This window comes from Burkholderia sp. BCC1988 (assembly GCF_905339895.1).
GTDB lineage: Bacteria > Pseudomonadota > Gammaproteobacteria > Burkholderiales > Burkholderiaceae > Burkholderia.
Genome location: NZ_CAJPHA010000016.1, coordinates 78,935 through 102,588 on the forward strand (window position 1 = coordinate 78,935; position 23,654 = coordinate 102,588).

Sequence of the window (23,654 nt, forward strand, 5' to 3'; positions counted from 1 at the left end):
TCTATCGAGACCATCGGTTAATACCCTAGCACTTTGTAGAATCCCCCTTTGCAAAATGGTTTGCATTTCGCGAGTGCGAGCAGCAGGGCGGCTCTCCAGTCGTTTTTACCAAAGACATCTTCGTCAGCAGCTGCGCTGCGCTCCAAGAACATACGGAGTCCCTTGGCACCTCCATACTCGTATGCCATTTCTATTCCAGTTTTCTGTTCGCTAAGAAAAATATTGACTTGTGCGGGATAACGATCATTCAAATGAAAATCGTCAAGGTGTTGCTCCAAGCGAGCTTTTAGCTCTCTGTTCATTCCAGCACTGCGCTTGATCTTGAACTCGACGCTCATGGCTTTCCCTTTTATCGTCACAGCGGCGACAAGAAAGCGATGCTTGGAGACATCCTCGAGATATGCGTGCAAATGGTGCTTGTTCGGGTCGCTCCGAGGTTTGCGCGGCTTGTGGCCATTGCATTTTGAGCACGCGGGAACAAGGTTAAGTGGGAAAATACTGAAGCAGTTGTAATGTGCCTTCTGTAAATGATGATCGAGATCCTTGATCTCACCGAATCCGCAATACGGGCACTCGTTGACGGAAAGTTTGAGTGCTGATCGGAGCGTGCTGAGCTTACCGGTGTCGCTCACTTGGCCATACGCTTCGAGCAGAGCTTCGCGAACGGATTTGGATAGTCCCCCTTGCAACCACGCGGAATTGGGCCGTCCATTAGCTTGAATGTATTCGTTATACAAGCGCTCAATGACATCCTTTTGGACCGACCCAACTACCAATCCGGCTTGATCGTCCGGGAATACCGTATCCAGATCATCCCGTACGCGCGAGACGTCGGGTTTTTTAAGATTCCACATTAGCTGTTATCCGTTTTTGATTGCAAGCGTCTTGCCATGACATATGACCGTGCTTGATGGCTCATTTGGCCATTCATAAACAGATCCTCAATCTCGTCTTGATCATCATATTGCTTAAGAAGCTTATCAAGCACTCTGTGGTAATCGGTGGATTCAGCATTGAGGCCGAAAACTTCGGAGGTGATAAGTCCGATGCTCTCTCCAAAAGTTTCGCGTGTTGGGGATTTTGTAATAGCAGTCGTTCCATCTCTGCAAACCAATTTAACGTGAGTTGCAAGAGATTCTTGAACTACCACTGGCGAATGTGTGGCGATAATTCCGTATGATTCGTTTTCTTCCAGAATCTTTCGGAGAGCATGCATCATTGCTGCTAGCAACGGTGGATGTAAATGTGTTTCTGGCTCGTCGAAAAGCACGAGTGATGAGCGTTCTAGGGTCGCGATCAACCCGCATATCACTAGAGAGACGATTTTGTGCCCGGTGCTGCATAGGAGGAAGGAGTGTCGGATTTCTTCTGAAGAGCTATTGCTGATACCTTTGCTGGCAAGGGAGGAAAGTGCTGAATCAGCAAGAAGCGACATGAACAAATCATTGAGTTCGACAGTCCTATCTTTTTCACGAATTTGAGTCAAATAGCGCTCAAATTCATCTGTCAGTTGTTGGACAGACTTCAGTCGTGTGCTGGGAAGTCGGTCAACATCGTCTAAGACGCCGGTGTGCGGCTGGCGTTTTCCCTCCGCAGCCATGTCTCGAAGTCCAATAAAAGCGAAGCGCCCTTTGCCAGCGCTCAATTCGGCGGCAATCTTACGGCGGTCTCTCCCATCATTGCCGGGTAAGCGGAAGCTGTCGAAAGGGCTGAAGGCTACTGTGATGACTCGTGGAAAGCCGATACCCGACGGTTCGACTGAACCAAGATCAAGCAATGGTGTTTCCTGGCGCTCGCTAACAGTGCCAAGCGCCACCCGTGCGAGACGGGCAAGCAGTGTGCTCTTACCGGAGCCATTGCGACCGACCAATACGGCTACACGCTCGGGGAGCGTGGGCGTACGCCGAGTGCCGGAACGTTCTTCGCTTCCTGAAAAGTGGAACTCGATTGGTTGGAGCCACCCTGGGGCAGCGAACGAAAACCGTAGGTCGCTTCCTGGTAAGTGACTATAGTCACCGGTGAGAAGGCCGCTCGCGAGTTGTAAGTAACCATCATCCTTTTCATCTCTGAAGAGCGACGTGCGCCATCCTTCCTCCTTCTTAAACTGGTCCATTAGTTCTGGATTGGCAACCACATCACGCAATGCCCTAAGTATCTTGCGACGAAGATTGGCCGGAAGGAGTTTCACCCGTTCGTAGTAGTCAAGTGACGTTCCTACGGAACAGAATTCGTCACCGAGCCGATTGAAAGGCTTTGTAATAAGAATGCCGTCTGATGGAGTTTGTCCCGCGCGGAGAATTTTGACGGGGCCGATCAAGTCTTCTTGGATACGTCCCTTTTCGTCTATCTTGGCGTAAGATAGCCTATATAGGGTCTGAAATCCATAGTCATTCCAATTATCCTGCTCTAGTACGAATGCTGGCAGTCCTTCCCGTGGCCATGTTCCACGAGGTTTTCGGACTAAAAATGTGAATTTCGGCATGCATATCCTTTCTGCATTATTCTGATGTAGATGTCAAAGCAAATTGTCGCAAGGAGTGAGTTTGTTAGCGGATGTTTTGATTTTCCACGATTTGGCGTGTACTTTGTCTATTTTCGTCAACGGTCCGGCTCATTGTGTCTCCTTGCTGTAAGGGGATTTTAGGGGCTGACAGATCGGACCGATGCTTCGGTTTCGAACCTTTGTATGCACTCGATTGACTTCTAAGTCGGTACACCCGGTTCGCTGCGCACAAGTGGCGCGTAAGCAAGTTGGGGTAACGTCAATCCGCTGTGGATGGTTCACGAAGATGCTGGCTCGCAGAGTCAGATGCCGCTCGCGCTGCAAGCGCTACATGTCAACTGTCAGGATTGGATGATCGGTCAGGTTCGCTCCGGCCACCAAGGTTTTGGTGCCTCGCGAATGAGGTAGTCGTCGAGGTTCTTTCCGACGAGCCACTTGGGACGCGGACCTTTCCCGGACCAAGACTGACCTGTATTGGAATCATAGTACTTGGCTGGTGCCTTCTTTCGCTTGGCTTGGATGAAGCCAGCAGCGCGCAGCAGCTCGATTTCGCTGATGCCGTACTCGTTCACGTGTTCGCCGATCTCGGCAAGTACGGCTTGCTTTTCCCGTTGCCTTGCTTCTTCAACAAGCAGGTTCAATTGACCGAGCTGCTTCTGCAATTCTCGAATGGTAGGGCTGTTCATGTGACGATGTCCCGAAGGCGATTGCAGGTTGGGTGCAATCGTGTCGCAAAATTAGGCGAACGCGATTCTATCAAGGCTGGATCAGAGTAAACGGCCAAGTTTGCGTACCGACCCGCTTCGAGCGCGGAGCGACTTCGCGTTGCGGATTGTGGGTCGATAGACGAAGATCATCAATTCTTGGCCGAATCCCGGCTCCTCGACTATCTTGGAAGCTTCCGGTATTTCAACGCGTTTCCAAATCCGAAGGTGTTCCCCATGAACGCTCCAACGGTAGAGGCGCTGTCGGCCGCAGCTCGCGCGGGAATCACGGTCATTAATCGCGATGGAAGTACCAGGCGAATACGTGGTGCCACGGCGTCGGTCGGAACATCGGTGGTCGATGTTTTTTTCGATCCAGAACTCGGCACGTACGTATGGACAGTCGACGGGATCGAGCGAAGCGTCGAGTGGGTGCGCTGGTTTCTAGAAACCGGGTAGTACCTGTTGGCTTGCCGAGGCGCAGGTCCGCGGGTGCGCCGTCGATGGCCCACCGGTAGTTCGGCGATTTGTGGAGCGGATGTGGGACCACGCAGTATACGACCGAACCCTCCGTCGATTGCGCTGTTGGCGCGCGCATTGCAAAAAAAGAGGGTGATAGCCCGAGAGGGATGCGCCCGAAAGCGCATCCATGATATGCCACGTTGGTGGCTGTTACGACGGCCGTTTTCCTGCCTTGCACCACGACCGCCATTCGTTGAGCTGGTCGGCCGTTACGGTCGCTTCGTCGCCGTTTTCACGGTGAAAGGCTGCCGTCCAGACTGATACGCAGATGTCGTTGTCCGCCGACCCCGCCGTCGTTGCCGACGGGGCGGCAGAGTTCAGCCCACCACGAAGCTTCTCTTTGCAAGTTGCTTCGAGGTCGTTCAGACGATCGACACCAACACCGTTCATGTTGTCCAAGGAGTGGAGTTGTTCGTCGACGCATGTTTTGACTTCGTTGCTGGCCGGCATCTCTTGCCCGTTCTGGTATGTCTTTTCGTAGATCAGTTTTCCATCAGCATTCCAGCGTTTGACTTCGCCGGATAGTTTCCCGTCGACATACTCGGCATGGCCGGTCAGCTTGCCCGTGTTCGGATCGAATGATTCTTCGGTTCCTTGTTGGGTACCGTGCGCAAACGTCGCCTTGTAAATTACCTGCTTGCCGTCTGACGCATAGCGCGTGAATGCACCGTCATACTTGCCATTGATGAGCGTAGCAGTCAGCACACGGTTGCCTGTATTCGGATCGAAGGCTTCTTCGTCGCCAGACAGAGCGCCGTCTTGCCAATGAGCAACATGGACCAGCGTGGCATTGCTCGAGCTGTAGATCGCCATTTTCCCGTCCGGGTGCCCATTGTTGAGCATCACGTCGACAAGCTGATGATCACCGCTGGTATTGAACAGCGCGAACCTGTCGTCGAGTGTGCCGTTCTTGAATCGGGCTTCGATCCGTTTTGCGCCGCCATTGGGATCTGAGCAGGTTGCGTTGCCATCCGGCAAACCTTCGTCGATGTTGACATCGCACAGTGCGTGTGGGGTCAACATGAGCAGGACGGCGTTTCCGCTTCCGATGAGACTTTGTGCCTCACGAGGATCTCCCGGAATCAACGCACCTGTATTGAGGATCGCTGCACTGATCTGGCGGAATCCCGGCTGCTGGCCCAAGAGATTGTCGGCTGGAACGTTCGTCAGCTTTCCGGAAAACGGCTCGTTCGCGTTTCCGGCATATACCTTGCCATTGACGAGCTGAGCGTTGCGATAGTCGAGTACGTCACCTTTGCAGCCGGCCAACGCGAGGGCCGCAACGAGGCTAGAAAGAATCAGCGGGTAGCGGCAGTTCGGTACTTTCATGTGAATGATCCTGTTCTTATGTGGAAGCGGAATCAGTTGAATATCAACTCAAAGAGAGGAATCTCAACCCTGTAAGTCCTTCATGTCAAGAAGTCGATGCCCAACCATCTAGGTGGAATGGGAGCGGACATGCGGGATACGGAAGAAACGCGGCTCGCCCGGCGGGTCGGCAAGGCGATTGCTCGGCGTCGGGAGGAGAGCCACTTGACACAGGAGGACGTGGCCGAACAGCTCGGGATCGGGAATGAAGCGATTTCGCGCATCGAGCGCGGCATCGTCATGCCGACGGTTGCTCGCTTGGTCCAGCTGGCCAAGGTGTTTCAGTGCAATGTCGCCGACCTGTTGACGGAAGCCAGCCATCGGCCCGACGATCAAGCTCGGCATCTCAGCCAGTTGCTTACGAAGCTGAACCCGCAAGATCGAGAAACCTTGGTATCGATCGTCGAAACGCTCGCAGCTCGACTGGCACACAAATAAAAAAACCGACCGGAGAACCGGCCGGCGAAACGGTTCTGGCGATCCGAGGGTGATGTTTGCCAGAACCCAGGCACCGAACTACGACGTCTTTTCGGCCAGCACGGTCAGGTGCGTCCGGTTCGAGATGCAGTGAGCGGACAGGACCTTGAAGCCCTGGTCCGTCATGAGTCGCCTCATGGCCGTCACGGAGAAGTACCAGAGGTGGCCGGGCGGGCCGAAGTGCTTCCAGTTCTGCCCGCGGCGGACAGCGGAGAAATGCGTGACGCACGGCACGACGAAGTACACGCGGCCAGCAGGCGCAAGCACGCGCCGTACTTCGGACATGAACTCGCCCAGATGCTGAACATGTTCGAGTACATGGAAACCGACGATGAACTCGAATCGGTTGTCCGGATAGTGCTGGTCGAACAGGCTGCCTTGCGCCACATCAATTCCGTTTGCGCTCATGTAGGCCATCGGCCCGGTCGCATAGTCGATGCCTCGCAGCTCGAATCGCTGCGTCTGCTTGAGCGCCATCAATAGGTGTCCTTCGCCATATCCGATCTCCAGCAGCTTGCGCCGACCCGCTGCGCACCGAACAAGGTTGCGTGCATGCCACCAGTTCTCAACCGATTTCGAGAAGCGCTTCGATAGCCGCTTCCGGGAGACCGGCACGAATTCGTTGACATCGCCGTAGTAGCCGGAATAGAACGCGGCGAGCGTCGCATCTGACGGTACGTTACGGACGTAGACGAACCGGCATTCCGGGCAGCGATCGATGTAGTAACCGTCCCGCTCGAAATATGGCATCGGCAGACCGCCACATACAGGGCAAGCCAGATTGAGGTAAGCATCCCCGCGGTGATGAACGTCTTTGGTCGTTTGCAACATCGTTTTTCCTTATAAGGGGCGGCTGAGGTCGTTGTCGGTCACCCGCGATGGAGCGGGAGTGATCTGCTGCGCCTCGACAGGCGGTTCTGCATGCAGGACCGCAGCGCACGCTCGGTAAATCACCGGACCGACCACGCCGACGTTTGCGAGAGCGATTAGCCGCTCCCGACGGACTTGATCGGGAACGGTCCGGTCGCCGACGAGTAACCAAACCGCATCAATCAACGCTTGCCGTGCTGCGCTCCGCCGGCTCAGATAAATCGCCCCCGCAATGGGACCCAGACATACGGACGCAACGCCCCATGCAATCGGTGGCAAGCCGACGCGGCGGGCGCCGAGCCGGCGCATGTCGAAGACGACGGCCAGTGCAGTGACGACGCCGCCTCCCAGCCAAATCAGTTGAAACATGTAAGCCTCCCGAATATACCGTATACGGATACAGAATATTCGAAATGCGTATCTAGAATCTCTTCATGACTCATCCAATCCACGATCCCCGCTATCAGCGGATCGCGACGCTGCTCGGCGAGCTGCGCAAACAGCGCGGTTTGTTACAGCAGGACGTCGCCGACCGCCTCGGGCGCCCACAAGCCTTCGTCTCGAAGGTAGAAAGCGGCGCTCGCCGTGTGGATGTCGTGGAATTGCTCGATTTCCTGAGGGCGCTGGACGCGGATCCGCACACCTTCATCGACGCGCTGCTGAACCCGCCGATTTCGTCCCTGCCGCGATAACGCCTAGTAGTCGCTAGGCAGCAAAAACGTCGTCGATGAGCGATCCCATTCGGTGATGACCCAGACGGTTTGCCCGCCGGGTAGGACGTAGCTGGACAGCGGGCGCAGCCCAGCATCAATCGACAACTCATTCTGCTGGCGGTCGGATTCGGAGAGGTCGCCCCAGTCGCCGCGGATGTGGCGGATCAACAGGTCGATGATCGACACGTGCGCGTCGGCAATTGCTACCAGCGCGGCGGGCGTGGCGAAGATCCGGCCGAGCTTGAAGCGCGGGCCGGCGGATTGTACGGAAGGCGGATTCACGAAATACTCCAGGTAATGGGCGAACACGGGCCTCCGGATAAACCGGATACCGAGTCCGCTGAATGGATAAAGGAAAGACGAGACGCAGGACGCGTCGCGGAACTACCGGGCTTCGGACGCCACGGCGTTCGGATAGTGCTTCGCGAGGATCTTGTTCATTTTGTCGACCAGATCAGTACGCTTGAACGTCAGGTGCCCGTTGCCGTTCTTGAACCAGCGCAGGTGGAAATAGCCGTGCTCGGCCTCGGTCTTTCGTTGACGCTGTGCCTCCGAAATGAGCGTCGACGTGCCATGCCGATGATCCGGCTCCGGCTTGCCATCGAGCACGCTGAACACTCGCATCAGATCGTCCAGTTCGTTCGTCACGTGGTAGTTGGAGCTGCCTTGCGAGAGGAGATACCGGACGATGATGCGCTTGCCGAACTTGAACGGCTCGTTCGTTTTGTAATTCCAAGACAGTCGCCGGAAGCACTGGAGCACGCCGCGTTCGAACATGTCGCCGCGCGCCCCGTAGAGTTGGGCGAAGGTCGCTTGGATGTTGGCGGCCGTCAGTTCCGGTACCTCGCCTTCGGCAATCTGGTTGCTCCATTGTTCACGTGCCTTCGCATCCATGAAGGTTCGCAGCCCCGACTCTGACAGCAGGTAGTCCCAGCCGCGTACGTCGACGATGCGCACCATAGCGGCTTCGGCTTCGTCGCGCTTCGCATACTCTCCGGTAACGGTCGGTCGGCCGCGGCAGCCGTAGCTTTCATCGAGCACGAGCCGGGGGAACCCGAGATGCGCAGCCTTGGCGAGTTGTTGGGCTTCGCCGAGCAGATCGAGCGCGGCGCGCACGCGTTCGACGACGGCGACGCGATGGTTGGCGAGGTTCGTAATGCTGACGCTGGGAACGAGTGCGGTGGTATCCATGTGGCATGACGAGAATGAAGTGAAATGAAGGCGACAAGAAAGAAGCCGGGCGCGCAGCCCGGCTGTTTATGCCGCTACGTTGTGTTCGGCAAGCTGACGACGTAGTTCAGCAGCGCGGGCCTGGGAGCAGCCCAGATGACGGCGTATGTCGGCAACGGTCGGACGGACGAGCCCAGTCGCGACATCCTGAATGAGTCGCGACAGGTGGTCGTCGTTGGGAGCGCCGGTCGGTAATGGCGTAATCGGATCGTCGCGCGGCGCATGACCGGTGGTCGTACGGTCGTGACTGGGCGTTACGGAATTGCGACTAACGGTCTCGTCGTCGCGACTGGCCGCGACGGGCATGACTCCCGGCTGAGTCATGCCGCCCGCATCCGTGACTATCGTGACTACGGGTTCAGTTACATTCGGCGCTGCCGTGACTGGCATGACGATTGGCTGAGTCACGGCGGGCGTCACCGTGACAGCTGCCGGCGTAACGCCCGTCACGACGGGTAACGGCTTCGGTAACGGCGATCGAAGCGCGACGGACCACAACAGACAGGCCACGCCTTCGAGTACCGCAGCGAACCCAAAGCCAGTCAACAGATCGACACGAGCGGTTGTCGTGCCGAGTAACGCGGCGAGTCGTGCCGTGACCGGATCGGCGAGCAGCGCGTCACGCCGTTCCGTTACTCGATCCGTCGTGACTTGCTGACGGCGGATGTCGTTGGCTTCGGCGTTCAGCGCATCGATCTTGGCCGCGAGCGTGACCCGCCGACCGTCTAGAGTCACGCAGTTACCGTTGCAGTAACGGGCGTTGGCGGTCGCGAGTTGCGCCGTTACGGCGGCGCGTTCCGCCATGACGGCGGTGAGACTCCGACCGAATGACGGAGCAGCGTCCATTCGGACTGTCGCCGCCCGTTGTTCGCCGGCATGCTGTTGGGCGAACGCGAAAAACACCGCATGCCCGTAGCAGGCCGTCACGAGGCATGCGCCCCATAACAGGCTACCCATGCCCCGAACGACGATCGGCGCATCCCGAATCAGTGCCGGCAACAAGTGTGCGCTCGTGACGAGCACCGTACCGATGGCGATCCAGATCAGCCGTTCCGGTAACGTACCGCCGCGCTGCCAGCCCGCCAGAATCGACAGGCTGAACGCAGTGGTCGTTGCCAGCGTCGCCAGCGCGATCGCCCCGCGTCGAACGCTCATGCTGCCTTGCCGCCGAGCAGGACGGCTTTGCGTTCGAGCTTCTGGCGAAGCGTGGCTGGGGTGTCTGCAGAGCCGCCGTCACCAGCGTCCGATTGCGGCGCATCCTGCGGATAGAATTCTTCGGCAACAGCAGCGCGCTCGTCCGGACTATCCTCAAACGCACCGTTGGCGAAGCCGAGCCGGGCGGCGGCATCGAGTGCCGCCTGGTCGAATCCGGCTTCGCGGCGGCGCGCGTCCAGTTCCTTCGCCTCGATTAGCGTCTGTTCGAGCTTGCTTCCCGAACGTACACCGCGAGGTCGACGTAGTAGATGGCTGACCGGTAGCTCTGTGTGGTCGACTTGCCGCGAATTTTTAATTCTAGCGGCAGACAGGCGAGCAGGTTGCCAGAGACGGCGCGGAAGTAGTGCAGACGTGCGGCGAGCGTGCGGATACTGTTATACGACGTCGTCCGGAAGATGAACGAATCAAGTTCATCGTCGTCCCCGATGGATACGTTCATGCGCCCGTAGGGCTTGCAACCGCTTTGACGGCCGAAGACGCAGCCATCCGGTGACGGGCAGGGAAGGGTTTCGATACCGACGTCGGTGACGCGTCGGCATTGTTCTCCATTGCCGACACACAGGGGTCGTCCGGTATCACGATCGAACAACGAATATTCCGACCGCAGGTTCAGATCGGGATCGTTGAACAGCACGCGAACCGGAATCGCGCGTAGCTTGCCGGACGTTGCCTTTCGCAGCGTTTCGTTGAGCGGGTGCAGCATCCATTCGCCGCGTTGTTGGACTTGGGTAGTGAGGGTGAATTGGTCGTCTTTCTCGGGGATGCGTTTACCGTTCTTTTCGACGATACGACCGATGGAGATGCGCCCGACAACGGGCGGAGTAATAGCAAGACCTTTGAGCATGCGGTCCTCTGAATAGAAAAGGGTGGGAGGTCTACAGGCGGCGCACCGGCTATCGCGCGAAGTGCGTTTCGAGCTTCGTGTGGATTTCCTGGGCGACGCCTTGCCAGGCTTCGACGCTGATCAGCGGGTGAACGCCGAACTGTTCTTGCAACGTTTCGAGGGGTACGGTCGCAACGCGCTCGGCGTGCTTACTGAGTGCGTCCATCACGAACGCTTGCGCGAGCGCGCCGTAGCGGGAGAACGTCATGATCTCCGTGAGACATTCGAGGTTGGTCATGGGGAATCGAATCAGGTGGAAACGAGAAAGCGCCGCGAACCCGGCTTCGAACGGGCGTACTGCGTTTCGAACTCGGGGTGGTCGGCGAGCAGCCGTTCTAGGTCGACGGTGGACGAATCCTTGCTGCGCTTGAACGAAACGGAGCCGGTTTCGAATACAGCCCGAGTTGCGTCACCCATGGCTTGCTGGAGCGTTTGCTTGAATTGCGCTTCGAGTTGCTGGCGCGTCTCGATCTCGGCTCGCACGGCGACCAGATCGGCGAACACGGAGGACAGCACCCGATCGTTGCTGAAGTCGATGGTTTCACCGTTGCCGGGATACAGGTGACGCAGCGCACGGTCGGCGGATTCCGATCCGTCCGCAGGAGGCGGCGTATCGGATTCCACGTAGCGCCAGAATCGCTGTTCCAGTTCGATGAGCCGTCCGATCAACGCGTCGTCCCGTTCGATTCGATGCACTTCAAGCGCCTGCCCGCAAAGCAGGACCGCGACGTGTGCTGCTGTCTTGCCGGTGACGGCGAGTTGATGTTGAACCTGGATCTGCACATACTCCGGCACGCCTTCGCGCCAAAGGCGGGTGCCATACTCGCCGGCCGTCTTGCACTCGAGGATCTGGACGTCAGGCGCGCCGACGACCTCCCGGTCGATGTTCGCCAGCATCCACGCGATCGATGGATGTCGCAGCACCGCGTTGACCTTGCGGACCTTGTTGCCGGTCTGCCGGGTATAAACGGCCGCGACGATGGGCTCCAACAACGTGCCCCAATACGTAGGGGACGTCGTATCGGCCGGATCAGGCCGGGGAAGACCTTCCGCGCGTCCGGTCTTGTCGAGCCACAATTCCAGCGCGCTCATGTACGGATTGAGCCCGACCGCAGCTGCAGCATCCGATCCGCCAATGCCGGTACGACGCACCGCGAGCCAGTCGTCGCGCGACAGATCGTGGGTCTTGACGAGCTTCAGCGCTGGCTTTCGCGTGCGCGGTGGCTCGGGGTGAGGAGTGTTCAAGAGACCTCCAAAACGAAGAAGCCCGGCAGACGAATCTGACCGGGCCAAAGGTGAGGGGAGTACAGGGGAAGAGTGTTACGCTGAGTGGGGGCGTCGGAAGGCGTCCTGCAACGCGTCGCCAGCGAAGGTCACGAGTTTTCCATTTCCGAGGTGGACAGTCGTGCCTTGGGGTTTGATTTGCAGGATCGTGGCATAACGGCCACCGAACCGTAACCCGGCTCCACGCGGGATCTGAATTCGCATGTCGACGGCAAGAGGCGGCATGGCCTTGGTCATGCGACAAGTTTCATCGCCTCGTCCCAGGCGCGCTGCTTGAGCGTTGCTCCCGCACCGAACCAAGCGGCATCGAGCCGGTGATCGTCGGTACGGGCACGCCGGTGGTGATCGACGTATTCCGTCACCGAATTCAGCAATCCCCATGCAGTACCCGACGCGGACGCAAGATCCGCACCCTTGCCGCGACCGGCGTAGAGCTGGCCCACCGCCCTGATCGCGCGTTCGTTGACGGCGACCGTTTCGCGATCCGGGAGATTGGCTGTCGAGTAGGTCAGCACGCGGCGCAGGAACGCTTCGGCCGCCGAGTCCGTCACCTTGCGTTCGGACAACGCTTTGGTGCGGGCCATATAGGCGTCCCATGTGGAAACGGCGATGCCGAGCTGTCGCTTCACGGCGGCTGCATCAAACTGCGATCGATGCGAGACTTTGATCGCGCCGGCGTTGTTTCCCAAGGCGATTTGCAGCGTGTTATTGCAAACGACTCGGATCGACGTGAACTGCGCCGTCGTCGCGAGCGTGCCGTCGCATGCCGTGGCGAGCAGCAGGTAGCCATTTACCTCGTCTTTGCCTTTAAGCATGCCGGACTGACCGGTGCGGGCGAGCGCCCAGAGCTTGCGGCCCTGCCGTAGCACCCCTGCCGTTTCGAGCTGGAAGCCGCCGATCTCCGTCAGGTCGCGATAGAACTCCAGAATCTCTTCGGGCTGCACGACCTGATAGCGTGCAGAGACAACGGACAAGGGTGCTTTGGTGTCCGATCGGTACAAGACCTTCTGTTCGGGAAATGCGTGAATTGAGCCGAGGTTCCGATTGCCCGCAGCGACGAAACGCACCTCAGCTTCTTCGATCCGCCAGTCCATGCCGGCGGCGCGTCTCCAGACTTCGAGAGGTTGTTTCGGGGTGAGTTTGTTTCCGAGGCCGTGCCAGGGTTCGGCTCCGACGTAAGCCATTGTTTGAACGAGATGCATGGTGGCTCCTTGAATAAAGACGAGGGCATACAGTCCGGCGAGCGCCGGACGGAAAGAGAACTGAGGGGAGAACAGCGAGAGGGGAGTGAGGTGAACCGTTTAGTTCTGCGCGGTACTGAAGGCGTGACCGCAGGCGAGACAGTGGTGATTGTCCAGCACGTTGTCATCGATTGCTGCGCCAACAGCAGATCCGGCCGCGCAGCCCGCGGCGCTGCCGACGAGGCCGGCAATTACCGCACCGGCGAGCCCGCCGAAGACCGTGCCGAGTGGTCCGGCGATTGAGCCAACGACCGCACCGGTCTCCGCGCCAGCGAGCGCGGCGGCCATGCCACCCGTCGCCCCTGCAACGCTGCCGATCGTGCTGCCAGCTTTGCGGGCGCGATTGCGTGTGTCGATGCGCGATGACAGGCAGCGTGGACAACGAATCGTCGGCCCGGATGACGACGCAGTGGCAGGCTTGGGCGGCGCCGGCTTGTCCGGTTCACCCGTCAACGATTCGATCGCGTCGTGCAGATCGTGGCGTGCGTCGGTCGCTTGGGGCGCATGGGCGGGCACTTCACGCCGAGCGAACGGCGGATAGCTATTGACCGATTCGGCGTTGACTTCATGCGCGGCGAGAACTGCGTGGTCGGGATACGGCGCGAACGCCTCCCATTCGTCGAATTCATCGACGTCGACGGAACGCGGGTCGACAGCGTTGTGAGTCGGCGGGGGCGCAACAGCTGCGTGTCGGCGTGCCGGCCGGTTCTTGGTAGCGAGCCAATAGAAACCCACCGCGAACATGGCGACGAGCGCGAGGCCCAGCCCGATCAGCACAAAGGTAGGGGGATCAGAGATCACGGAAACTCCTGAGCGAAGTGCGCCGATGCGGAAATGCATCGACGGAGCGGCCGTAGCTGGCTGTACTCAGGAAGGTGATATGTGGTTGAAAGAAAGTAAATTCATGGTCGAGTGCCGATTTGACCTCGCAATTCTGTCAGGGATTTTTTTGAGATGATGCGTGAGGTAAGATTCGCGCGGATTGCGATTAACAATGCCGCCGACATTTGCGGTCGACAGAGTATGTGGTTATCCAAAATATCGAGATAGCCAGACTGATCTGGCAGTAATCGAGCGAAAGAGTTGTTTCGCCCGTCGCATCTCGGCAACGGTTGACACTCTTTGACGCTGACTTTCCACGGTTTCAATTAGATTTCATGCGATGTTCGAGGCCGTGAGGGCGGATCGAACGAAAATCGCGAGTAGACCAAGGTTATGAATAAAAACCATTATCGGCTGGTGTTCAGCCGCGTGCACGGTATGTTGGTCGCAGTGGAAGAAACGGCCAGCTCAGCGGGGAAAGCAAGCGCAGGTGAAACGCGGCGTACCCTCGATCGCAGCGGTCTGCATGTAGTGACGCAGTTCGCGTTACGTTTTGCGGCATTTGCTGCGCTGATTGCCGCGGGCGCGATGCCGATGTGGGTGCACGCACAAATCGTCGGAGCGGGGCCGAATGCACCATCGGTAATCCAGACGCCCAACGGCCTGCCGCAAGTGAATATCAACAAGCCGGGTGGTGCTGGCGTCTCGCTGAACACCTACAACCAGTTTGACGTGTCGCATGCTGGCGCGATCCTGAACAACTCGCCGACGATCGTCAACACGCAGCAGGCCGGCTATATCAACGGCAATCCGAACCTGAGCGCGGGGCAGGCGGCGCGCATCATCGTCAACCAGGTTAACAGCACGGCGGCCAGCCAGATCAAAGGGTACGTCGAGATAGCGGGAAGTCGTGCGGAGATCGTGCTGGCCAACCCTGCCGGTATCGTCGTGGACGGTGGCGGGTTCATCAATACCTCGCGTGCGGTCCTGACAACTGGCGTGCCGCAGTTTGGCGCGGACGGATCGTTGACGGGCTTCAATGTTAATCGCGGCCTCGTGACCGTGCAAGGTGCGGGCCTCGATACCTCGAATGTTGATCAGACTGACATCATCGCCCGTGCTGTACAGGCAAATGCCGCGATCTATGCGAAGAATCTCAATGTAATTGCCGGTACGAATCAGGTTAATCACGACACGCTTGTCGCGACGCAGATCGTCGGCGACGGTCCTGCGCCTGCTGTCGCGATTGACGTGGCTCAGTTAGGCGGCATGTATGCCAATAGGGTGTTTCTGGTTGGCAACTCCGCAGGCGTGGGTGTTGCGAACGCCGGGACGATCGCGGCGCAGGCAGGCGATTTGACGCTGCAATCGGATGGCCGGCTCGTGCTCACGGGCAAGACGACCGCGAGCGGCAACCTCGCGCTGTCGGCCGCGGGCGGCATCCAGAACAGCGGCACGACGTATGCGCAGCAGTCGTTGTCGGCCAGCACAAGTGCCGATCTCACGAACAGCGGCACGCTCGCAGCGCAGCAAAATACAACGGTCAACGCTGGCAGCGTCAACTCGACCGGCACGCTCGGCGCCGGCGTGAACAACGACGGTTCCGTCACGCACAGCGGCGACCTGAACCTGACTGCGTCGGGCCAGCTCATCGCGACCGGCCAGAATGTGGCGGGCGGCAATGCGTCACTGACAGGCGGCAGCGTGAATCTCGCCGGCAGCCAGACGGCGGCGAACGGCAATCTGTCGCTGAACGCGACGGCCGGCGACCTGAACCTGTCGAACGCGACGACGAGCGCGCAAGCGGCCATTCAGGCAAATGCGTCCGGCACGGTGATCAACGATCACGGCAACCTGTCGAGCGGCGGGAGCACGACGCTGACCGGCGGCAATCTGTCGAACCAGGGCGGCAAGGTTTCGTCGCAGGGGCCGTTGTCGGTCAACGTGGCCGGCCAGATCGCCAACCAGTCCGGCGAACTGGTATCCGAGAGCACGGCGGACTTGCATGGCGGCGCCATCGCGAACAACCAGGGCACCCTGCAAAGCGCGGCCGGCATGACGGTGGCCGGTGCGTCACTGGACAACACGGCGGGTCGGATCACGTCGCTCAACGGCGACGGTTTGTCGGTGACGACCAGCGGCCAATTGACCAATGCGGCGGGTACCACCGCGAACGGCGCGCAAGGCGGCGTGATCGGCGGCAACGGCGATGTGTCGGTCCAGGGCGCAAACGTTGTCAATCGCGGCGCGCTTACATCCAACACGAATCTGCGGGTATCGGGCCAGTCGGTCGACAACGGCAGCGGCACGCTGCAGGCTGCGCAAAAAGTGGCCGTCGACGCGGGCGCGCGCCTGGTCAACAACGGCGGCTCGATCGCCGGCCAGACGGCAACGATCAGTGGAACAACGCTCGACAACAGCGCGGGCACCTTGCAGGCGAGCCAAGTGTCGTTGAACACGACCGACCTCGTGAACCACGGCGGCACGATCACGCAGACCGGCGCCGGTGCGATGAGCGTGAACGTGTCTGGCACGCTCGACAACTCGAATGGCGGCACGCTGCAAACCAACAGTACCGATCTGATGCTCGCGCCTGCCGCGCTTGTCAACGATGGCGGCACGATCACGCATGCGGGCAACGGCACGCTGACGCTCGGCAACGGTTCAGGCTCGGTGTCGAACGTAGGCGGTTCGATCGCGAGCAACGGGCGCGTCGTCGCGCAAACCGGCGCGCTGAACAACACATCGGGCTCGATCAACGCGCAGAACGGACTGACGGCAACCGTCGCGGGCACGCTGAACAATGCGAGCGGCAAGCTGTTGTCGAACACCGACGTGAGTGTCACCAGCGGCACGCTGTCGAACGATCGCGGCCAGATCGGCGCCAGCACGAATGCGACGATCCGAACGGGCTCGATGACGAATCAGAGCGGCTCGATCGTCGCACCGAACCTGTCGGTCACTGCCGATTCCACGCTCGACAACAGCGGTGGCAAGCTCGAGGCCAATCAGCTTGCGCTGACGACTGCCAACCTCGTGAACCACGGCGGTACGATCACCCAGTATGGATCGTCGGCGATGGGGATGAACGTCAGCGGCACACTCGACAACTCGGCCGCCGGCGTGATCCAGACCAACAGCACGGACCTGACGCTCACGCCGGCCGAGCTGAACAACGCAGGCGGCACCATTACGCATGCCGGCGTGGGCACGCTGACGATCGCGCCGGGCAACGGAGCCAGCGCGCTGAACAACGCGGCTGGCACCATCGTGACGAAGGGACAAGCCATCGTCAACGCGGCTACCTGGAACAATGCGAGCGGTATCCTCGCCGCACAGCGTGGCCTCAACGCCACGATCGCGGGCGACGTAAACAACGCGCAGGGATTGCTGCGATCAGACGCATCGCTGTCGTTGAAGAGCGGCGGCGCCCTGTCAAACCAAGGCGGCCACGTTCAGGCCGGGCAGTCGACAGCAGGCGACGCTAGCACGCTCGTCATTCAATCGGCCTCGATCGACAACGCGGACGGCGCCATTGTCGACCTCGGTGCCGGCAGGATGACGGTGCAAGGCGGCAGCCAGATCGCCAACAGCCACGCCGGCGGCGTAGCGGGTATGGGCGCGATTACCGGCAACGGCGATGTGACGGTAAGCGCCGCGTCGATCAGCAATACGCAAGGCGGTCAGCTCAGCGGTGCATCGCTGCATGTTCAAGGCAACACCCTGGACAACAGCGGCGGCACCATTGGCAACGTCACGAACTCGAACGGCGACGTGAACGTGACGACGGCCGGCGCCATCACGAACACGAACGGCCAGATCAGCTCGACGCACGACCTGTCGGTCGCGGCGGCCACGCTGCAGGGCGGCGGCACGTACAGCGCAGCGCGCGACGCGAACGTGAACTTGCAGGGAGATTACACGGCGGCGTCCGACACGCAGTTCAACGTCGGTCACGATCTCGCCTTCACGTTGCCCGGCACCTTCACGAACAACGCGAACCTGCAATCGGTTAACAACCTGAGCGTCAACGCCGGAAACATCGTCAACGTGGGCGCTTTGACGGCCGGCGGCTTGCTGCACACGCAATCGACCAACCTGATTAATACCGGCGCTCTCGTGGGCGCCAGTGCCTCGCTCAACGCGACGAATACGATCTCGAACCTCGGGCCGACTGCGCTGATCGGTGCATCGGACAGCAACGGTACGCTGGAAATCCTCGCACACGACATCGAAAACCGCGATGACGCGACCGCGACCGATTCGATGGCGACGACGGCGATCTTCGGCATGGGCAAGGTCGTGCTGGCAGGCGGCAAGGACGCCAGCGGCAACTACACGAATGCGGCGCTCGTCAACAACGTGTCCGCGCTGATTCAGTCCGGCGGCGACATGGAACTGCATGCGGACAAGATCACGAGTACGCGCCGCGTGATGAAGACGTCGACGAGTTCGATCGATCCATCGCTGCTCGGCCAGTTCGGTATTCCGATCAGCGGCCGTACTGGCCAGGTTGGCGTGAAGGATCCGGACAGCATCGGCGGCGTCTACACCGAGCCGCCTCACGGCGGTCAGTGGAACAGCACGTATCAGTTCACGACCTACTACGCGGACAGCGCGACGGCAACGACGGTAACGGACATCAGCCCGGCCGCGCAGATCGTGTCGGGCGGCAAGATCGATGCGTCGTCGGTCGGCACGCTGCAAAACTACTGGAGCAACATCGCCGCGGTCGGCGACATCAAGATGCCGGCGCACTATGACGCCGACGGCTGGGCGGCGTCCGGGCAGAAACTGCCGGGCGTGACGGTTTCCTACTCGGGGCAGTATCACTACAACAACTACGACAACACCGAACACGACTGGCAACTGCCGTTCGGCAACGCGCCGTTCGTGACTGGGCGTCCGGGTGGCTATACGCAGGCGGCGCCGGCGTCGATCAAGGATTACACGCTGCCCGGCTACTTCTCGACGATAAGTTCGAACGGCACGATTTCGGGCACGGGTGTCAGCGTCAGCAACACGGCGGCTAACGCATCAATTCCGCCGCTCGGTTTGTTGCCGGGGCAGTCGGTGCCGGGGCTTACGCCGACCACCCTGAGCGGCAACGCCAGCGGCGCAAAATCGGGTGCATCGTCCGTGCACGGTGGTCCGCCGGCGCCGGTCGACCCGATCATCGCCAGTGCGACGGCGCTGAACGTGCTGAACAACCTCACGATTCCGCAAGGTGGCCTGTACCGGCCGACGACCGCGCCGAATGCGAACTACGTGATCGAGACGAATCCGGCGTTCACGAACCAGAAGAACTTCATTTCGAGCGACTACTTCTTCGGCCAGCTCGGCGTAGACCTCACGCATATTCCGAAGCGACTTGGTGACGGCTTCTACGAGCAGCAGCTCGTGCGCAACGAAGTCACGGCGCTGACTGGAAAGGCAGTGCTCGGACCGTACGCAGACTTGCAGACAATGTATCAATCGTTGATGGCAGCAGGCGCGGATCTGTCGAAGTCGCTCGATTTGCCGATCGGCGCGAGCCTGTCGGCCGAGCAGGTGTCGAAGCTGACCAGCAACGTGATCATGATGGAGACGCGCGTGGTGGACGGCCAGTCGGTGCTGGTGCCGGTCGTGTATCTCGCGCAGGCGAACCAGCAGAATGTCAACGGCCCGCTGATCAGCGCGACGAATATCGATTTCCAGAACGCGCAGTCATTCACGAACAGCGGCACGATCAAGGCGGACAACACGCTGGCCATCCAGGGCAAGCAGATCGACAACGCGTTCGGCGCGCTGCAAAGCGGCGGGCTGATGTCGCTGAAGACCGAGAACAACATCGATCTGACGTCGGCGAACGTGAAGGCCGGCAGTTTGCAACTGGATGCCGGCAAGGACCTGATTCTCGATACGGCGACGAAGACGAACACGCGCGTGAGCCGGGACGGTGCAACGAGCGTGGTGACGACGCTCGGGCCAACCGCCAAACTGGACGTCGCGGGCAATGCGTCGATCGTCACCGGCGGCAACTTCCAGCAGAACGCGGGTAACCTGTCGGTCGGCGGCAATCTCGGGATGAACGTCGGCGGCAACTGGGATCTCGGCGCGGTGCAGACGGGCGAGCACAAGATCGTGCAGCGGGCGAACGGCGTGTCGAATACCGACATCAACAAGGTCACCGGCAGCTCGGTGACGGTTGGTGGGCAGTCGAGCATCGGCGTCGGCGGAGACCTGACGGCCAAGGGCGCGCAGATCGACCTTGGTCAGGGCGGCACGATCGCGGCCAAGGGCAACGTGACGCTCGGCGCGGCGAGCACGACGTCGACGGTGAACAGCAACAGTTCGGGTAGCGATAGCCATGGCAGCTACGCGGAGACGTTGCACACGTCCGATCAGGCGCTGACCGGCACGACGCTCAAGGGTGGCGATACCGTCACATTGGCGTCGGGCAAGGATCTCACGATCAGCGGCAGCACGGTCAGCCTGGATAAAGGCAATGCGAACCTGATGGCGAGCGGCGATGTGAATATCGGCGCGGCAACCGAAACGCATGTGCTGAACTCGCACGAAACGCACAGCCACAGCAATGTCGTGAGCGGCGTGCAGGTTGCAAGCGGCATCGACCAGACGGCGACCTATAGCCAGGGCAGCACGGTGTCGGCCGACAGCGTCAACATCGTCAGCAATCGCGACATCAACGTGGCGGGTAGCAACGTCGTTGGCACGAACGACGTGACGTTGCAGGCGACGCGCAACGTCAACATCACGACCTCGCAAGACACGACTCAATCGTCCAGCTATTTCGACAAGAAGGAATCGGGTCTTCTGACGAATGGTGGTTTGTCGGTGACGGTAGGTTCGCGCTCGGGCGCGCAGCAAGACCAAAGCAGCTCGGTGACGAATAAGGGGAGTGTGATCGGGTCATCGCAAGGCAATGTCACGATCCAGGCCGGAAAGGATGCCACGATTACCGGTAGCACGATTGTGGCAGGCCGGGATGTCGGAATCGCCGCTCAAAACGTGACGGTAAATGCCGCGTACGACACCTACAAGGACGCGCAGTCGCAGCAGTTCAGCCAGTCGGGTTTGAGTGTCGGATTGGGCGGCGGCCTGGTCGGACTCGGACAGTCGATGGCAGGCGCCGTCCGCCAAGGCCAGCAGTCGGGCGATTCGCGCCTCGCTGCAGTACAGGCCGTGGCGGCTGCCGAACAGGCTTACCAGAACCGCGGCGGGATCAAGGACGCGGCCAATGCCCTGTCGAACGGGAACGTGAGCGAAGCTGCCAAGGGCGTTCAGGTACAGCTCAGCATCGGGTCGAGCCATAGCAGCAGCAATGCGACGACATCGATCTCGAGCGCGAAAGGTTCGTCAATCATCGGCAACGGCAACGTCTCCATCACGGCGACCGGCACGCCGGACGCAAACGGAAATGCTCAGGCGGGCACCGGAAACATTGCGATGACCGGAGCGTCAGTGCTCGGCAAGAACGTCGCGCTCGACGCCAACAACGCGATCACGCTGCAAAGTGCGCAGAGCACCGAACAGAGTACGAGCTCGAACAGTTCGACCGGCTGGAATGCAGGCGTGGCGATCGGCGTGGGCAAGAATACGGGGATCAGCGTCTTCGCGAATGGCTCGAACTCGCACGGACAGGGCAACGGCGACAGCGTCACGCAAACCAATACGACGGTGGCGGCCGGCAACACGCTGACGATGAAGTCGGGCGGTGACACGACGTTGTCGGGCGCCAAGGTTTCAGGCGACAAGGTCAAGGTCGATGTCGGCGGCGACTTGACGATGACGAGCCTTCAGGATACGTCGAATTACAGCAGCAACCAGCACAACACGGGCGTCAGCGGCAGCTTTACATTCGGCTATGGTGGCGGCGTTGACGCATCGATCGGCCACACCAGCATCGACGCGAATTATGCGTCGGTGAACCAGCAAACCGGCATCGTGGCTGGCAAGGAAGGGTTTGATGTCAACGTGGCGGGCCATACACAGCTCAACGGCGCACAGATCGCGAGCGCGGCGCCGGCAGACAGCAATACGCTGACGACCGGTAGCCTCGGATTTACCGACATCCAGAACAAGATGTCGTATTCGGGATCGTCGGAAGGTTTTTCGACGTCGGGCGGCCCAAGCTTTGCACAGACGGGTGATAGCGCGAGCGGCGTCACGCACGCCGCGGTGAGCCCGGCGAAGATCGTCGTGAAGTCGGATGAACAGAACGGCACGGACAGCACGGCCGGGCTGTCGCGCGACACCGCGAACGCGAACCAGACGGTGGAGAACACATTCAACCTGCAGAAGGTCCAGAACAATATGGCCTTTGCGCAGGCGTTCGGCAAGGTCGCGACGTTCGCGGTGGCGGAAGCGGCGACTCAGTTGGAAAACAGCAGCCCGCAGATGAAGGCATTGTTCGGCGAAGGCGGTGCGGGTCGCGACGCGCTGCACGCCGCAGTGGCGGCGATCGGGGCAGCGCTGTCGGGTGGCAACATCGGCGGAGCGGTCGCGGGTTCACTGGCCGGTGATGTACTGCAGTCCCTGGCGCAGCCGATCATCGATCAGACTGTGAGCCAGTTGCCGCTGAGCGCGCAAGCCGCCGCGCGGAATGCGTTGAACGAGATCGTGGCGACGGCGGGCGGTGCGGCGGCTGGCGCTGTCGCTGGTGGGGGGGCATCCGGTGCGCTGGCCGGTGCAGGGTCGGCCGTCAACAACGAGCTTTACAATCGGCAGCTTCACGTAGAAGAGGTGAAGGTTGTCGAGCAGCTCGCGAAGGAAAAGGCGCAGGCGGTATGCCGCGGCGATTCAAGTTGCGTGGCGAAGGCAACGACTTACTGGACCGACATGCTCGAGCGCGCGGCGAAGGGAATGGTCGACGACACCGCCAACAAGGAAAACATGGCGTATCTCCAGACGCTGATCCAGACGGCGAACAATCCGACCAGCGAAGGCGCAATGGGAGGCCTCAGCTCTTACCTGGCGAACCTTCAGACAGCGCAAGACATGTTGTCGCAGTATATGGGCAAGCCGATTCTGGTACGCGGTTCGCCCATATTTTCTGCCGGTTCGCCGGAGACGTATTTCAGCGCGACGCCTGCGCAACGTTCGAACCCGTATCTGAATACCCTGGGTACACTGCCCGACTCTATCGTGCCGGGCGGAAGCCAGCGCGACCAGAGTCGAGTGGATTCCTTCGCCACGCAAAACGGCTCCGTGAAACCCGATTACACGATCGAGGAAACGGTCATCGGCGGTATCCTAACCAACAAGATCGCGTCGACGGTCGCCCGCGTGGGTGAGTCGATTGATGTTTGGTTGGCGGGGCCGGTGAATCCGACGGGCAAAGGGTTCATCAGCACTGGCAAGGTAACGATGGAGAGCATGCCGGTGAAATTGAATACCGCGGAACAAGGCGTGCTATCACAACTCGACCAGCTGCCGTCGAAGGATTTGCAGGGGCAGGCCCGTGAATATGTGGCGAACAACTACTTCGTGCGCAACGGCTTTACTCCACTGGATGGTAAGTGTGGCGTCAATTGCTTTGACGGCGTCTACATCAAGGGTGACACGGTATATATCAACGAAGTCAAGCCATTGAACGCGAACGGATCGGTCCAGCTTAATGGCCCATCCGGTAGCTTGCCAACGCAAATGACTGATGGATGGATTGATAGCGCAGTTGCCCGTCTTCGAAGTGGAGATGCAAATCAAAGGGCAACCGCCGACGTGATCCAGAAGGCAATTGATAGTGGCAAACTTGTAAAGGTCGTTACGGGTGTTAATTCTAATGGTGCAACACTTGTGAAGATAAAATAAGGTGTCGAA

17 protein-coding genes and 1 pseudogene are annotated in these 23,654 nt (G+C 59.9%); 3 read left to right on the forward strand and 15 right to left on the reverse strand.

From position 1 onward, the window contains the following. Positions 1-17: 17 nt before the first annotated feature. From U4012_RS22760 to U4012_RS22775, 4 genes are all read right to left on the reverse strand, one after another. Positions 18-854, reverse strand: a complete 837-nt coding sequence (locus tag U4012_RS22760; protein WP_321801668.1) for an HNH endonuclease signature motif containing protein — start codon at positions 852-854, stop codon at positions 18-20. Beyond that, a complete protein-coding gene (locus tag U4012_RS22765) occupies positions 854-2,482 on the reverse strand; it encodes an AAA family ATPase (RefSeq protein WP_321801670.1) in 1,629 nt (542 codons plus the stop codon). The genes U4012_RS22760 and U4012_RS22765 overlap by 1 nt, the downstream gene beginning before the upstream one ends. A 380-nt stretch (positions 2,483-2,862) precedes the next feature. Further along, positions 2,863-3,189, reverse strand: coding sequence for an H-NS histone family protein (locus U4012_RS22770; RefSeq protein WP_321801672.1), 327 nt, complete (start codon positions 3,187-3,189; stop codon positions 2,863-2,865). A 690-nt stretch (positions 3,190-3,879) separates the two neighbouring features. Continuing rightward, complete coding sequence (locus U4012_RS22775; protein WP_321801674.1) at positions 3,880-5,058, reverse strand: hypothetical protein; 1,179 nt, start codon at positions 5,056-5,058, stop codon at positions 3,880-3,882. Positions 5,059-5,187: 129 nt separating this feature from the next. On the opposite strand from U4012_RS22775, the gene U4012_RS22780 reads away from it, so the two are divergent. Then, positions 5,188-5,535 (forward strand): helix-turn-helix domain-containing protein, encoded by a 348-nt coding sequence (locus U4012_RS22780; protein ID WP_208204946.1) that lies wholly within the window; start codon positions 5,188-5,190, stop codon positions 5,533-5,535. Between the two features lie 78 nt (positions 5,536-5,613). Here the strand turns inward: U4012_RS22780 and U4012_RS22785 are convergent, their stop codons facing one another. Beyond that, on the reverse strand, positions 5,614-6,405 hold the full coding sequence (locus U4012_RS22785) for a methyltransferase domain-containing protein (RefSeq protein ID WP_321801678.1): 792 nt from the start codon (positions 6,403-6,405) through the stop codon (positions 5,614-5,616). A 9-nt stretch (positions 6,406-6,414) separates the two neighbouring features. Beyond that, positions 6,415-6,813 carry a hypothetical protein gene (locus U4012_RS22790; protein ID WP_321801680.1) on the reverse strand — a complete coding sequence of 133 codons (399 nt, stop codon included), beginning with the start codon at positions 6,811-6,813 and terminating at the stop codon, positions 6,415-6,417. Positions 6,814-6,878: 65 nt separating this feature from the next. Here U4012_RS22790 and U4012_RS22795 point away from each other — a divergent pair, with 65 nt between their 5' ends. Continuing rightward, positions 6,879-7,136, forward strand: a complete 258-nt coding sequence (locus U4012_RS22795) for a helix-turn-helix domain-containing protein (protein WP_038761981.1) — start codon at positions 6,879-6,881, stop codon at positions 7,134-7,136. Positions 7,137-7,139: 3 nt separating this feature from the next. On the opposite strand, the gene U4012_RS22800 is transcribed toward U4012_RS22795, so the two are convergent. From U4012_RS22800 to U4012_RS22840, 9 genes and pseudogenes are all read right to left on the reverse strand, one after another. Then, positions 7,140-7,466, reverse strand: a complete 327-nt coding sequence (locus tag U4012_RS22800) for a hypothetical protein (protein ID WP_415750396.1) — start codon at positions 7,464-7,466, stop codon at positions 7,140-7,142. A gap of 75 nt (positions 7,467-7,541) precedes the next feature. Next, complete coding sequence (locus tag U4012_RS22805) at positions 7,542-8,348, reverse strand: DUF4942 domain-containing protein (RefSeq protein WP_321801685.1); 807 nt, start codon at positions 8,346-8,348, stop codon at positions 7,542-7,544. Between the two features lie 66 nt (positions 8,349-8,414). Then, positions 8,415-9,542, reverse strand: a complete 1,128-nt coding sequence (locus tag U4012_RS22810) for a hypothetical protein (protein ID WP_321801687.1) — start codon at positions 9,540-9,542, stop codon at positions 8,415-8,417. Continuing rightward, positions 9,539-10,446 (reverse strand): annotated as a pseudogene (locus tag U4012_RS22815) (phage capsid protein). The gene U4012_RS22810 and the pseudogene U4012_RS22815 overlap by 4 nt, the downstream one beginning before the upstream one ends. 49 nt (positions 10,447-10,495) lie before the next feature. Further along, positions 10,496-10,723, reverse strand: a complete 228-nt coding sequence (locus U4012_RS22820; protein ID WP_062885040.1) for a hypothetical protein — start codon at positions 10,721-10,723, stop codon at positions 10,496-10,498. Between the two features lie 11 nt (positions 10,724-10,734). Next, on the reverse strand, positions 10,735-11,730 hold the full coding sequence (locus tag U4012_RS22825) for a YqaJ viral recombinase family protein (RefSeq protein ID WP_122780677.1): 996 nt from the start codon (positions 11,728-11,730) through the stop codon (positions 10,735-10,737). A gap of 75 nt (positions 11,731-11,805) precedes the next feature. Further along, positions 11,806-12,006, reverse strand: coding sequence for a hypothetical protein (locus tag U4012_RS22830; protein WP_321801692.1), 201 nt, complete (start codon positions 12,004-12,006; stop codon positions 11,806-11,808). Then, on the reverse strand, positions 12,003-12,971 hold the full coding sequence (locus U4012_RS22835; protein WP_321801694.1) for a DUF932 domain-containing protein: 969 nt from the start codon (positions 12,969-12,971) through the stop codon (positions 12,003-12,005). Before U4012_RS22835 ends, U4012_RS22830 begins: the two co-directional genes overlap by 4 nt. 99 nt (positions 12,972-13,070) lie before the next feature. Continuing rightward, positions 13,071-13,811, reverse strand: a complete 741-nt coding sequence (locus tag U4012_RS22840; RefSeq protein ID WP_321801696.1) for a hypothetical protein — start codon at positions 13,809-13,811, stop codon at positions 13,071-13,073. Positions 13,812-14,225: 414 nt separating this feature from the next. Between U4012_RS22840 and bcpA the strand changes: the two genes are divergently transcribed. Then, positions 14,226-23,645 carry a contact-dependent inhibition toxin BcpA gene (bcpA, locus tag U4012_RS22845; RefSeq protein WP_321801698.1) on the forward strand — a complete coding sequence of 3,140 codons (9,420 nt, stop codon included), beginning with the start codon at positions 14,226-14,228 and terminating at the stop codon, positions 23,643-23,645. The last annotated feature ends 9 nt before the right edge of the window (positions 23,646-23,654 follow it).